This window comes from Paraburkholderia translucens (assembly GCF_020881035.1).
Lineage (GTDB): Bacteria > Pseudomonadota > Gammaproteobacteria > Burkholderiales > Burkholderiaceae > Paraburkholderia > Paraburkholderia translucens.
In genome coordinates this window covers 121,706-134,522 of record NZ_JAJITC010000004.1, presented here as the reverse complement: position 1 = coordinate 134,522, position 12,817 = coordinate 121,706, and the positions used below count along the sequence as shown (strand labels likewise).

The following is a 12,817-nucleotide window of genomic DNA, read 5'->3' as shown; positions in this document are numbered from 1 at the left end:
GGCTGTAGTGATGCCGTAAGGTGTCGTCGGCTTACCGGCATCGCGGTCGGGCGGCGCGTGCGCCACGTTTTCCGGCGACGCGACGCACGCATTGCGGATCGTCGCCCTCGTCTTTACCCGCGGCGCGGCGCACAATGCGGGGCATGAACGACACCATTCCCCACAATTCCCATCCCCAGGCCGGCGCCGATGGCGCCGTGCCGTTCGCGCGGCTCACGCCGGAAACCGTACTCGATGCGCTCGACGGCGTACTCGCGACGACCGGCGTGCGCACCGACGGCCGTCTGCTGCCGCTCAACAGCTACGAGAATCGCGTGTATCAGGTCGGCGTCGAAGACGGTCCGCCGGTGGTCGCGAAGTTCTATCGTCCCGAGCGCTGGAGCGATGCGGCGATTCTCGAAGAGCACGCGTTCGTCGCCGAGCTTGCCGCGCGCGAGATTCCGGCCGTGCCCGCGCGCGTGCTCGATGGCCGCACGCTGCATACCTTCGACGGTTTCCGTTTTTCGATTTTCGAGCGACGCGGCGGTCGCGCGCCGGATCTCGACCGGCGCGACACGCTCGAATGGCTGGGGCGTTTTATCGGACGCATTCATGCGATCGGGCAGACGCACGATTACGCGCAACGTCCCACGCTGAACATCGACACGTTCGGCTACGAGCCGCGCGACTTTCTGCTCGCGCACCGTTTCGTTCCCGACGACGTGCGCACTGCGTGGGAAACCGTGGTGAACCTCGCGCTCGAAGGCGTCGCCCGTGCGTTCGAGCGGGCCGGCGAAATTCGCATGCTGCGCGTGCACGGCGACTGTCATCCGAGCAACGTGCTGTGGACCGACGCGGGTCCGCATTTCGTCGATTTCGACGACAGCCGCATGGGTCCCGCGATTCAGGATCTGTGGCTGCTGCTGCCGGGCGAGCGCGCGGAGGCGTCGCGTTCACTCTCCGATCTGCTCGCCGGCTACGAGGATTTCTGCGAGTTCGAGCCGCGCGAACTGTACCTGATCGAAGCGCTGCGCACGTTGCGGCTGATTCACTATCAGGCGTGGCTCGCACGGCGCTGGAACGACCCGGCGTTCCCGGCCGCGTTTCCGTGGTTCAACACGCAGCGCTATTGGGAAGATCGCATCCTGGAGATGCGCGAGCAGATCGGCGCGATGCAGGAAGGGCCGTTGTGGCCGGTTTGACGAGTTGACGGTCAAGGCGCTTGCGACGCCACATTCGACGACTCCACCAACGTTGACCTGACGATCACCTCCGCGCGCACGTCCCGCCCGATCGCTTCCATCGCGGGACGCATGCGCGCGAAATCTTCGGGCGTGCAGACGTCGCTGTCGAAATGCGTGGTGCCGTCGCGCGTCATCGTGATCACGTTGCTGTGCGGATCGAACGCGTATTGCGACGCGAAATCGATGAAGCGGTCCTGCGTGCGCTGCGCCTCCGGCATATCGAGCACGTTGAAATTCGCGGGCAACTCGATGCGCGCGCGTTCGTGGACCGCGAGGTTGTGGCACACGAACGGTTGCGTGCGCTTGCGTTCGCCTAGCCAGTAACGCGTGTCGGTCGCGACGCCACCGCTGAGGCTCGTCAGCGCCGGAATCGAGGCCGTCATGCCGGTCGCCACGAGACTTTCGAGCGTGCCTTTCATCGTCAGCGTGAGCGGGCCGTCGGCCGCGCTGAGGTCGCTCGTCGTCAGCGTCGCCGTGCCGCGCAGGTTCGCGTTGCGCAGTTCGGCCTGGATCGATTCCTCGCGTTGCGCGGGCGTTTGCGTGCGCAGCCGCGCGCGCGCCTGCTCGGCGGACGGCCCCGCAGCCTGTAACCGATACGTGAAGCTCGCCGAGCCATCCGGTTCGATTCTGATCGCGAGGTCGGTGCTGCGCGACATCGGCGCGGTGGCCGGTGTGTGCGCGAGTACGCCGTCGCCGGTCAGCACGGTCGGCCGGTTCATGTCGGACGAAGGCAGAAAACCGAACTCGGCGTTCGACGCGGTCGAATCCGCGTACATCTGCAAATCGGGCAGCCACGTGATGGCGTGATTGATGACGCCGTACCCGGGGACGCTCGGCAGCGTGTAGATCGTGCCGCTACTGATCAGCGCCGGCTCGTTGCGCACGCCGACCGCATCGAGCAGCGCGCCGTAGAGCGCGACGTGGTCCTTGCAATCGCCGTACCGGTTCGCGAGGATCGCGCTCGCGCTGTGCGGCACGACGGAGCCGCGTCCGACGTAGATCGCGACATAGCGGATATTGCGGCGAACCCAGTCGTACAGCGTTTTGGCTTTGTCGCGCGGCGTGTGATCGTGCGCGGTCAGTTGCAATGCAAGCTCGGTGATCGCGGTGTCGTGAGTGTCCGGGTCCGCCGCGGAAGCGCGGTAGGAAGCGGCGAATGCCGCATAGCTCGGGAAGGTCGACACCATCAACCGATCGCCGTACGACACGTACGCTATCGAGCCGCGTTCGAGCCGGTCGAAATGCGCCTTGTCATAACGGAATTCGTAGCGCGTGCGGCCGTCGCGCGTGACCGGCGTCACCGCGCTGAAGCCGCGCGCGTCGGCGTAAAGCGGCTTGTCGGCGGGCAGGTCGTAGATCAGGCGCAAGTTGCGCGTCGGCGCGAGGTCGGGCGGCGTGAAGTCGCTGAATTCTCCCGGCACGATCGGCTGGCGCTGCGTCTTGCGGTACGTCAGATGCACGCGTGCGCCGGGTTCGACAGCGGGGAACACGATGACCTTTTCCTGGATGTCCTGAAACATCGGCGCGTTGAACGAGCGGACTTCCTGCACGTCGCGGATCTGCTCCGGCTGAACGTCATGACGCTTGCCGTCGGCGCTGACCGTATAGGCCTCCAGGACCTGTACGTCGGCCATGCTGCGGTTGAACCAGACGTATTGCTGCGCGACCCGCTCGACGCCGGCTTCGTTGTTCACGCGCAGCGTCATCGAATCGAGCTTCGCATACGAGCCGTCCGCGTTGGCGGTGAAGGTCTGCGTTTCGCCCTCGTTGGTGTAGGGCTCGTCCAGTTTGGCCGTCACGCCCGCGCTCGCGGCGTGAATACCGGCCAGCCAGCCGGCGGTGGTAAGGACCAGCAGGGAGAGACGCATGAGGGGGTATCCGGACGATGACGTTGACGGGAACGCCAGCTAGGGTCGGTTCGCGCCGCGACGATGTCAAGCGGCTGGCGCGCATTTAGAAGCGCCCCACAGATTGCCCGTCGGGGTGCACGGCGCGCGCCCGGCGTGCCGGCAGTGAGGGAAATGCTCATCTGCGTCGCGGCGGCAACTCACAACCGAGCGCCGCAGGCTACACGCTGCAAGCGGCGCCCCCCGACGCCGCGATTTCCCGCGCGGCCTTCGCGCCTTCGACCTGCAAGATCATCGGCAGCGACACGCCATTCTTCGCCGCCGTCACTTCCGCGAGGATCGACACCGCAATCTCAGGCGGCGTCCTGCTGCCGATGTAAATGCCGACCGGCCCATGCAAACGGGCCAGTTCGGCTTCGCTCAGATCGAACTCCTTCAGGCGCTCGCGGCGCGCGTGATTGTTCCGGCGCGAGCCGAGCGCGCCGACATAGAACGCCGGCGTCTTCAGCGCTTCCATCAGCGCGAGATCGTCGAGCTTCGGATCGTGCGTGAGCGCGATCACCGCGCAGCGCTCGTCGAGCTTCATGTCGATCACGGTATCGTCAGGCATCGTGCGTACTATCTTCGTGCCGGGCACGTCCCATTCCTCGGTGTATTCCTCGCGCGGATCGCACACCGTCACCTGATAATCGAGCCCCACCGCGATGTGGCACAGGTAGCGCGACAACTGCCCGGCGCCGATCACGAGCATCCGGTAGCGCGGACCGTGGATCGTCAACAGACGCCCGCCATCGAAATGCACGCCGTCGGTCGCCTGAGCGTTTTCGAGCCGCACCGCCCCCGTCGTCATATCGAGCTCGCGTGCGACGAGCTGCCCGTTTTCCACCGCATGACACAGCTCGGCGATGCCGCTTTGCCGCGTCAACGGTTCGAGCACGAGCTGGATCGTGCCGCCGCAAGGCAGCCCGAAGCGATGCGCTTCCTCGGCCGTGATGCCGTACTTCACCGCTTCCGGATGGGTCTGCTCGATGCCGCGTTGCCGCACGCGGTCGATCAGATCGTCCTCGATGCAGCCCCCGGACACCGAGCCCACCACGAGACCGTCGTCGCGCACCGAGAGCATCGCGCCCTCGGGACGCGGCGATGAGCCCCACGTCTTCACGACCGTCACGAGGAGCGCGCGATGTCCGTCCTCCAGCCAACGGGCGCTGGTTTTCAGAACTTCGAGATCCACGCTGTCCATGATTTCTTCCCTTTCTTTGCTGCGCCGCCGGACTCGCCGTCCGCGGTCTCAGTCGATTCCGTTGGCGCGGACTCGGGCGCGGACGCGGCTTCTGCTTCTGCTTCCGCCTCGGCATCCACCGCTGCGTCACCGCCCGCTGCCTGATCCGCGCTATCGTCGCCCGAGAGCCGGGCCGTAAAGCGCCTGAAGAATTCCCCGGCAATCTTGCGCGCCGCGCCGTCGACGAGCCGCGAGCCGATCTGCGCGAGCTTGCCGCCGACCTGTGCGTTGGCGGTGTAGGAAAGCTTCGTCGCGGCCTCGCCGTCCGCCTCGAGCGTGACCTGCGCGTTGCCCTTCGCAAAGCCGGCGGCGCCGCCCTGGCCTTCGAAGACGATCGTGTAAGTGTTCGGCGCATCGATGCCGGTCAATTGCATACGCCCTTTGAAGCGTGCCTTGACTGGACCGACCGCCGCGCTCAGCGCGACCAGATACGCATTTTCACCGTCGGGGTCGATGCTCTCGCAGCCGGGGATGCAGCCGCGCAGAATCGCGGTATCGTTCAACGCGTCCCACGTTTGCTGCTGCGCGACCGGTAGCGTATGAGTTTCGCTCAATTCCATGACGTTGCTCCTGCGAGTGTCGTTGCGGCGACGGCGCGGCGAGGCGCGCGCGTCAGTTGCGCGAGATCGCGGCCGAACGCTGCAAGACTGTCTAGATTATGAACCGGACGATGCGCGTCGACATGCGGCAGGATTGCCTGCACGCCGCGCGCTTTCGGCGCGAAGCCGCTGAAACGCAGCAGCGGATTGAGCCACACGACGCGATGCGCGAAGCGCGCGAGGCGCGCCATTTCGGTATCGAGCACATCGATCGCTTCGTGATCGAGGCCATCGGTGACGAGCAGCACCGTCGCGCGACCAGTGAGCACGCGTCGTGCCCAGCGCCGGTTGAACTCGGCGAGCGCCGCGCCGATGCGCGTGCCGCCCGACCAGTCGACCACCTGGTCGCTGAGCGTGGCGATCGCGACGTCGGGATCGCGCTCGCGCAATGCGCGCGTCGCGTTCGTGAGCCGCGTGCCGAACAGAAACACCTGCAGACGCTCGCGCGACTGCAGCAGCGCGTGGCAGAAGTAGAGCACCGCGCGCGAGTAGTTGCTCATCGAGCCGGAGATGTCGAGCAGCAGCACGAGAGGCGGCTTGCGCTCGACCGTCGCGCGGTACTTCCACACGGTCCAGTCGCCGCCCGCGCGCACCGCGTGCCGCGCGCTCGCGCGCAGATCGGCGTGCGTGCCGTATGACGCAGCCTTCAGACGCCGTGTCGGCTCGGTTGCGAGCGGCAGCCGCTGGCCCCGGATCAGATGACGCAGCGTGCGCCATTCGTCGGCGCTCAGCGTGTCGAAATCGCGATGCCGGAGCCGCTCCTCCGCGCTGAACGTGAGCTGAGCGTGCAGTTCGTGCTGCACGGTCTCCTGCGGAACATGCAAATTCGGCGACGGGGGCATGCGCACCGCGAGCGCATCGGCGAGCCGGTTGTTGCGTTTCGGCGGCGGCACCCCGTCGCGCACTTTGGGCAGCAACAGCGCGCGCAACTTGCCTTCCCAATCGGGGTCGCGCCAGAACAGATCGAACGCGGCATCGAAGAGTTCGCGTTCGTCGGGCGCGGTGACGAGCAGCGCGGCAAGCGCGGCGCGCACGTCGTCGCGGTGGCCGAGGTCGATCCATTGCAGCGCGGCGAGTGCGTCGACCGCCTGTGCAGGTGACATCGGCAGGCCAGCGCCGCGCAGCACCCGGACGAAATGGACGACGTTGCGCGCGAGCATGGGTGCGGCGGGCGGGTTCGTCATGCCAACGATCCTCACCCGGACAGACACTGCGCGATCTGCGCGGCGTCTATGCGCGCGAGATCGTCCTGATACTTGAGCAGGACGCCGAGCGTGTTCTGCACGGATTGCGGATCGAGCTCGGTGACCGACAGCGCTTCGAGCGCGCGGCACCAATCGATCGTTTCGGCGATGCCGGGCGCCTTGAACAGATCCATGCCGCGCAGCCGATGCACGAAATCGACCGCGCGCCGCTGCAATTGCGCCGACGTATTCGGCGCGCGCGCGGCGACGATCTCGAGTTCGCGCTCGCGATCCGGATAGCCGATCCATTGATACAGACAGCGCCGCTTCAACGCGTCATGCACTTCGCGCGTGCGGTTCGACGTCATGATGACGAGCGGCGGTTGCGCCGCGTGCACGGTGCCGTATTCGGGAATCGATACCTGGAAGTCCGAAAGCAGTTCGAGCAGGAATGCCTCGAACGGTTCGTCGGCGCGGTCGATTTCGTCGATCAGCAGCACGCGCCGCGCCCCGGGATGGTGTTCGTCGGGCATGAGCGCCTGCAGCAGCGGACGCTTGAGCAGGAATTCGCCGCGATACAGCGTGTCGTTGTCGGGGCGCTCGCCGCTCGCTTCGGCAAGCCGCAGCGCCATGATCTGACGCGGGTAGTCCCATTCATAGAGCGCACTCGCGGTGTCGAGGCCCTCATAGCATTGCAGTCGCAGCAGCGTGGTGCCAAGCATGCCGGCCGCGGCTTTCGCGAGTTCGGTCTTGCCGACCCCCGGCTCGCCTTCGACGAACAGCGGCCGCTCCATGCGCAGCGCGAGATACAGCGCGGTCGCGAGTTCGCGGCTCGCGAAATAACGCTGGGCGGCGAGTTGGGCGAGGGTGTCGTCAATCGAAGCCGGCTGCATGGTGGTCCTGAATCTGCGCGACAGGCCGTGGCGAAAGCATGGCGCGAGAGAAGAATGTAACGGGCGCGAGGCCAACCTCAAACGCCTGCGCCAGCTCGGAAAACGAGCCAGGCCGGCTTGCGCGCGCTGCGGTCTCAGCGCGCGCCGGCCGGACGAGGTGGCAAGGATCGCTAAGTATTTGCCTTCGTGACCGCACGCGCGGCGAGCACCGGAATCAGATGCGCGCGATACGCGGCGCTCGCGTGCATGTCTTCATTCAGCTCGTCAGGCGACACGCTCACCGCGCGTGCCGCCTCGGGCGTGAAGTTCGCCGACAGCGCGCTTTCCAGCTCGGCAACGCGAAATACCGATGACGCCGCGCCCGTCACGGCGACCCGTACCCCGCTCGCAAACTTCGCAACGAACACGCCGACCAGCGCGAAGTGCGAGGCGGGATTGCGGAATTTCTCGTACGCGGCGCGCTCGGGTACCGGAAACTCGACCGCGACGATCAGCTCGTCGGGCGCGAGCGCGGTCTCGTACATGCCGACAAAGAAATCGCCCGACGTGATGCGCCGCCGGTCCGTGACGATCGTCGCATCGAGGCCCATTGCCGCGGCCGGATAGCACGCGGCCGGGTCGTTGTTCGCGAGTGAGCCGCCGATCGTGCCGAGCGCGCGCACCTGGCGATCGCCGATATTGCCGGCGAGGTCAGCGAGCGCCGGCAAGACGCGCCGCAGGTCCGCGTGCTCGGCGACGTCCGCGTGGCACACGGCCGCGCCGATCGTCACCGTGCTCGCGTCGACGGTGATCGACTTCAGCGCGGGAATGCGCGTCACGTCGATCAGCCGCGACGGTTGCGCGAGACGCAGGCGCATCGTCGGCAAAAGGCTCTGGCCGCCGGCGAGGAACTTCGCGTCACTGTCGGCGGCGAGGGCTGCGGCGGCCGCTTGCGGATCCGTCGCGCGTTGATACTCGAATGAATACATGTCGAATGCTCCGCTCAGGATCGTTGGGTCAGGCTTGTTTCGCGGCCGATTGCGCGGCTTGAATCGCGGACCACACGCGATGCGGCGTGGCCGGCATCTGCAGATTGGTCACGCCAAGCGGGGCGAGCGCGTCGATGATCGCGTTGATCACCGCTGGCGGCGAGCCGATCGCGCCCGCCTCGCCGCAGCCTTTCACGCCGAGCGGATTGTGCGTGCACGGCGTGCCCTTGACGGTTTCGACCGTGAAGTCGGGCAGGTCGCACGCTCGCGGCATCGCGTAGTCCATGTAAGAGCCGGACAGCAGTTGGCCGCTATCGCTGTCGTACACGCAGCGCTCGAGCAGCGCCTGGCCGATGCCTTGCCCGAGGCCGCCATGCACCTGACCTTCGACGATCATCGGATTGATCACGTTGCCGAAATCGTCGACCGCGGTGAACTTCTGGATGCGCGACACGCCGGTGTCCGGATCGACTTCGATCTCGCAGATATACGCGCCCGACGGATAGGTGAAGTTGGTCGGATCGTAGAACGCGCTTTCTTCGAGCCCCGGTTCGAGCACATCGAGCGGATAGTTGTGCGGCACGTACGCGGCGAGCGAGATTTCCGCGAACGCCTTGGTGCGATCGGTGCCCGCGACGCGAAACACGCCGTTCTTGAACTCGATGTCTTCAGCCGACGCTTCGAGCAGATGCGCGGCGATTTTCTTCGCCTTTGCTTCGATCTTGTCGAGGGCCTTCGAGATCGCCGAGCCGCCGACCGCGATCGAGCGCGAGCCATAGGTGCCCATGCCGAACGCGATGCGGCCGGTGTCGCCATGCACGACCTCGACGCTTTCGAGCGCAATGCCGAGCCGGTCCGCGACGACCTGCGCGAAGGTCGTCTCATGTCCCTGACCGTGACTATGCGAGCCCGTGAACACGGTGACCGAACCGGTCGGATGCACGCGGATCTGGCCGACTTCGAACAGGCCCGCGCGTGCGCCGAGCGCGCCCGCGATATTGGACGGCGCGAGACCGCATGCCTCGATGTAGCACGAGTAGCCGAGGCCGCGTCGCTTGCCGTTCTTTTCGGACTCCTGCCGGCGCGCGGCGAAGCCCTCGACGTCCGCGATTTCGAGTGCGCGCGCGAGGATCGCGTGGTAGTCGCCGGTGTCGTAGGTGAGGCCGACCGGCGTCGCGTACGGGAACTGCGTGATGAAATTGCGGCGGCGGATTTCCGCGGGATCGAGCTTCATCTCCCGCGCCGCCGTTTCGACCAGACGCTCGACGACGAAGGTGGCTTCCGGCCGGCCCGCGCCGCGATACGCATCGACGGGAACGGTGTTGGTGAAGACGGCCTTCACTTCGGCGTAGATCGCGGGCGTCGCGTATTGCCCGGCGAGCAGCGTCGCGTACAGGATGGTCGGCACGCTCGACGCGAACGTCGACAGATACGCGCCCATGTTCGCGATCGTATGCACGCGCATCGCGAGGAACTTGCCGTCGGCGTCCATCGCGAGTTCTGCCTTCGTCACATGGTCGCGGCCATGCGCGTCGGAGAGGAAGGCCTCGGAGCGCTCGGCCGTCCATTTGACCGGCCGGCCGATCTTCTTCGATGCCCACGTGAGCGCAACGTCTTCAGCGTACAGGAAGATCTTCGAGCCGAAGCCGCCGCCGACGTCCGGCGCGATCACGCGCAGCTTCGATTCCGGCAGCGACAGCACGAATGCGGCCATCAGGAGCCGCTCGACGTGCGGATTCTGATTGGCGACATACAGGGTGTAGCTGTCGTCCTGCGCCGAGAAGCTCGCGTTGACCGCGCGCGGTTCGATCGCGTTCGGCACGAGGCGGTTGTTGACGATGTCGAGCGTGGTGACGTGCGCGGCTCTCGCGAACGCGGCATCGGTCGCGGCCTTGTCGCCGTGGCCCCAGTTGTAGCAGACGTTGTCGGGCACTTCGTCGTGCACGGCCGCCTGACCTGGATCGGCCGCATGCGCGGTATCGACGACGGCAGGCAGGACGTCGTAATTGACCTCGATCAGTTCGGCCGCATCTTTCGCGGCATTGATCGATTCGGCGATCACGAGCGCGACCTGGTCGCCCACGTGCCGCGCTTTCGTATGCGCGATCACGGGATGCGGCGGTTCGTTCATCGGCTTGCCGTCGATGCTGTGGATCAGCCAGCCGCACGGCAGTCCGCCGACGTTCTCGGCGGCGAGATCCGCGCCGGTGAAGATCGCCACGACGCCTGGCGACTGTCGGGCCGCGCTCGTGTCGATGCTCGTGATCTTCGCGTGCGCATACGGCGAGCGCAGAAACACCGCGTAGGTTTGCCGCGGCAGGATGATGTCGTCGGTGTACTGGCCTTGGCCGGTGAGGAAGCGATAGTCTTCCTTGCGTTCGACGGCGGCGCCGATCAGGCTCGGGGTATCGGGTGCGTTCATCGTCGGCTCCTCAGGCGGCATTCGCGCCGGCAGTTGCGCTTGATGCGGCGGACGACTTCATACCCGCGGCGCCTTCGAGCACGGCCTTGACGATGTTGTGATAGCCGGTACAGCGGCAGAGATTGCCGTCGAGTTGTTCGCGCACGCCGTCGGCGGTCAGATCGGGCTGACTCTGTACCAGCGACACCGCGCTCATCACCATGCCCGGCGTGCAGAAGCCGCATTGCAGACCGTGGCAGTGCTTGAACGCGGCCTGCATCGGATGCAGCGCGCCGTCGTGCGCGAGCCCCTCGATGGTTGTGACGTCCGCGCCATCGGCTTGCACGGCGAGGATGTTGCAGGACTTGATCGCGCGGCCGTTCAGATGCACGGTGCAGGCGCCGCATTGTGCGGTATCGCAGCCGACGTGGGTGCCGGTCAGACGGAGTTGATCGCGCAGGAACTGGACAAGCAGGGTGCCAGGGTCGACTGAGGCGCTCACGGGCGCGCCATTGACCGTCAGACTGATGCTGATTTCCATGAAGCTGTCTCCTTTGTCGGCCGCAGTCAGCGCTTCAGCGCTTGCTGCGGTCCCATGCGTTTATCTCGGTTGATCGGAGCGAGCGCGTCGGCGTATCGATGCCTGCCTCGGCGCTGACTACGATCCCATGCAAGACAGTTGCTGTGGGTGAGACCGGACCTGTGATTGTTATTGCCCCTGCTTTGTTTCGACTGCGTGCTGATTGCGATTCGCGAGGTCCGATGAGGGTGCTGCGGGTTTTACAGATCTGCCGAAAAGTAAAGCACAAATCGCGCGGGCGCGCTATGAGGGGAAGTGTGTTCGGCGCCCGCGAGCGCACGAAGCCAGGCATGGCGGCCACGGAACAGGACGCCGCAAACACATGCGCCCCGTCTGCAGAGCATGACGGGGCGCATCGATAGATCAGCGGAAAGCGAGGCCGGACTCGGGAGCCTTCAGCGCGCCGGGGCGGCCTCGTTGAAACGGCGAATTACCTGGCCAGTTTCGAATGACGGCGCGAGTAGCCGAAATAGATGATCATGCCGATCAGCAGCCAGATCACGAATGCGGCCCACGTGATGCCTTGCAGGTTCAGCATCAGGAACAGGCACGATGCAACTGCGAGAACCGGAACGACCGGCACGCCCGGGCAACGGAATGCGCGCGGCAGCTCCGGGTGCGTCTTGCGCAGCACGAGCACCGCGATCGACACCATCGAGAACGCCGCGAGCGTGCCGATATTGATCAGTTCAGCCAACACATTGAGCGGCACCAGCGCGCCGATCAGACCGAAGAAGATACCGACGAGCCACGTCGTGAAGAACGGAGTAGCAAAGCGCGGATGCACTTTCGACAGCTTCGCGGGCAGCAGGCCGTCGCGCGACATCGCGAAGATCACCCGGGTTTGCCCGTAGGCCATGACGAGAATCACGGTCAGCATGCCGAGCACGGCGCCGAGATCGATGAAGCCCGCGACCCAGTTCTGCCCCGCGAGCTGCAGCGCGTACGACACCGGGTGCGAAATGCCCATGAACTTCTCCGACGGCACGATGCCGGTGACGACCGCGGCCACTGCCACGTACAGCACCGCGCACACGCCGAGCGAGGCGATGATGCCGATGGGCAGATCGCGCTTCGGATTCTTCACTTCTTCCGCCGCCGACGACACCGAGTCGAAGCCGATGAACGCGAAGAACATCACCGCGGCCGCGCCGAATACGCCGCTCCAGCCGTGCGGCATGAATGGGTGCCAGTTGGCCGGGGTGACGTGAAACACGCCGACGGCGATCACGAGCAGCACGACGACCACCTTGATCGCGACCATGATGTTGTTGATGCGGGCGGACTCGCGCACACCGAGCGACAGCAGCGTGGTGATCGCCATCATCACGAGGAAGGCAGGCAGGTTGAACAGCGTTTCGTGTCCCGGCACTGCACCGGGGGCCGCGGTCAGCGCCATCGGCAGCGACACCCCGAAGCCGGACAGCAGCGACTGCAGATAGCCGGACCAGCCGACCGACACCGCCGACGTCGCGAGTCCATATTCGAGCATCAGGTCCCAGCCGATGATCCACGCGGCCAGTTCCCCGAGCGTCGCGTACGAGTACGTGTAGATCGAACCGGCGACCGGAATCGTCGACGCGAATTCCGCGTAGGCGAGCGCGGCGAAGGCACAGGCGATCGCCGCGATCAAGAACGAGATCATCAGCGCGGGGCCAGCCTGCACGGCGCCCGTGCCGGTCAGCACGAAGATGCCGGTGCCGATGATGGCGCCGACGCCGAGGAAAGTGAGGTCGAGCGCGCCGAGCGCTTTTTTCAGGCCGGCAGTCTGAGCGCTTGTTGCGAGCATGTGCTCGACGCTCTTTTTGCGAAACAGGGACATTGGCGTGGGTCTCCAGTA

General features: G+C 65.9%; 10 protein-coding genes. 1 reads left to right on the top strand and 9 read right to left on the bottom strand.

Features of this window, described 5'->3' with window-relative positions; translation table 11 throughout:
• Positions 1 to 143 precede the first annotated feature (143 nt).
• Positions 144 to 1,181 (top strand): serine/threonine protein kinase, encoded by a 1,038-nt coding sequence (locus LJ655_RS08500; RefSeq protein WP_230560812.1) that lies wholly within the window; start codon positions 144 to 146, stop codon positions 1,179 to 1,181.
• Positions 1,182 to 1,192: 11 nt separating this feature from the next.
• Here the strand turns inward: LJ655_RS08500 and LJ655_RS08495 are convergent, their stop codons facing one another.
• The 9 genes from LJ655_RS08495 to bcaP all read right to left on the bottom strand — a co-directional run bounded on the left by LJ655_RS08495 (position 1,193) and on the right by bcaP (position 12,799).
• Positions 1,193 to 3,091 (bottom strand): DUF3857 domain-containing transglutaminase family protein, encoded by a 1,899-nt coding sequence (locus LJ655_RS08495; protein WP_230560811.1) that lies wholly within the window; start codon positions 3,089 to 3,091, stop codon positions 1,193 to 1,195.
• Between the two features lie 199 nt (positions 3,092 to 3,290).
• Positions 3,291 to 4,313, bottom strand: a complete 1,023-nt coding sequence (locus LJ655_RS08490) for an XdhC family protein (RefSeq protein ID WP_230560810.1) — start codon at positions 4,311 to 4,313, stop codon at positions 3,291 to 3,293.
• The gene (locus LJ655_RS08485) at positions 4,286 to 4,912 is read right to left on the bottom strand and encodes an SRPBCC family protein (protein WP_230560809.1); all 627 of its coding nucleotides are present in this window, start codon (positions 4,910 to 4,912) and stop codon (positions 4,286 to 4,288) included. Before LJ655_RS08485 ends, LJ655_RS08490 begins: the two co-directional genes overlap by 28 nt.
• On the bottom strand, positions 4,903 to 6,135 hold the full coding sequence (locus LJ655_RS08480) for a vWA domain-containing protein (protein WP_230560808.1): 1,233 nt from the start codon (positions 6,133 to 6,135) through the stop codon (positions 4,903 to 4,905). Before LJ655_RS08480 ends, LJ655_RS08485 begins: the two co-directional genes overlap by 10 nt.
• Positions 6,136 to 6,146: 11 nt before the next feature.
• A complete protein-coding gene (locus LJ655_RS08475; protein ID WP_230560807.1) occupies positions 6,147 to 7,028 on the bottom strand; it encodes an AAA family ATPase in 882 nt (293 codons plus the stop codon).
• A gap of 170 nt (positions 7,029 to 7,198) precedes the next feature.
• Complete coding sequence (locus tag LJ655_RS08470) at positions 7,199 to 7,996, bottom strand: FAD binding domain-containing protein (RefSeq protein ID WP_230560806.1); 798 nt, start codon at positions 7,994 to 7,996, stop codon at positions 7,199 to 7,201.
• A gap of 28 nt (positions 7,997 to 8,024) precedes the next feature.
• Entirely contained in the window at positions 8,025 to 10,418 is a 2,394-nt protein-coding gene (locus LJ655_RS08465) for a xanthine dehydrogenase family protein molybdopterin-binding subunit (protein WP_230560805.1), read from the bottom strand.
• A gap of 10 nt (positions 10,419 to 10,428) precedes the next feature.
• A complete protein-coding gene (locus LJ655_RS08460; RefSeq protein WP_230560804.1) occupies positions 10,429 to 10,938 on the bottom strand; it encodes a (2Fe-2S)-binding protein in 510 nt (169 codons plus the stop codon).
• A gap of 469 nt (positions 10,939 to 11,407) precedes the next feature.
• A complete protein-coding gene (bcaP, locus tag LJ655_RS08455) occupies positions 11,408 to 12,799 on the bottom strand; it encodes a branched-chain amino acid transporter BcaP (RefSeq protein WP_230560803.1) in 1,392 nt (463 codons plus the stop codon).
• Positions 12,800 to 12,817: the final 18 nt, after the last annotated feature.

Bases quoted from the DNA above. Each gene is read 5' to 3' on its own strand.
- LJ655_RS08500 (WP_230560812.1), top strand. From the start codon at position 144: ATGAACGACACCATTCCCCACAATTCCCATCCCCAGGCCGGCGCCGAT.
- LJ655_RS08495 (WP_230560811.1), bottom strand. From the start codon at position 3,091: ATGCGTCTCTCCCTGCTGGTCCTTACCACCGCCGGCTGGCTGGCCGGT.
- LJ655_RS08490 (WP_230560810.1), bottom strand. From the start codon at position 4,313: ATGGACAGCGTGGATCTCGAAGTTCTGAAAACCAGCGCCCGTTGGCTG.
- LJ655_RS08485 (WP_230560809.1), bottom strand. From the start codon at position 4,912: ATGGAATTGAGCGAAACTCATACGCTACCGGTCGCGCAGCAGCAAACG.
- LJ655_RS08480 (WP_230560808.1), bottom strand. From the start codon at position 6,135: ATGACGAACCCGCCCGCCGCACCCATGCTCGCGCGCAACGTCGTCCAT.
- LJ655_RS08475 (WP_230560807.1), bottom strand. From the start codon at position 7,028: ATGCAGCCGGCTTCGATTGACGACACCCTCGCCCAACTCGCCGCCCAG.
- LJ655_RS08470 (WP_230560806.1), bottom strand. From the start codon at position 7,996: ATGTATTCATTCGAGTATCAACGCGCGACGGATCCGCAAGCGGCCGCC.
- LJ655_RS08465 (WP_230560805.1), bottom strand. From the start codon at position 10,418: ATGAACGCACCCGATACCCCGAGCCTGATCGGCGCCGCCGTCGAACGC.
- LJ655_RS08460 (WP_230560804.1), bottom strand. From the start codon at position 10,938: ATGGAAATCAGCATCAGTCTGACGGTCAATGGCGCGCCCGTGAGCGCC.
- bcaP (WP_230560803.1), bottom strand. From the start codon at position 12,799: ATGTCCCTGTTTCGCAAAAAGAGCGTCGAGCACATGCTCGCAACAAGC.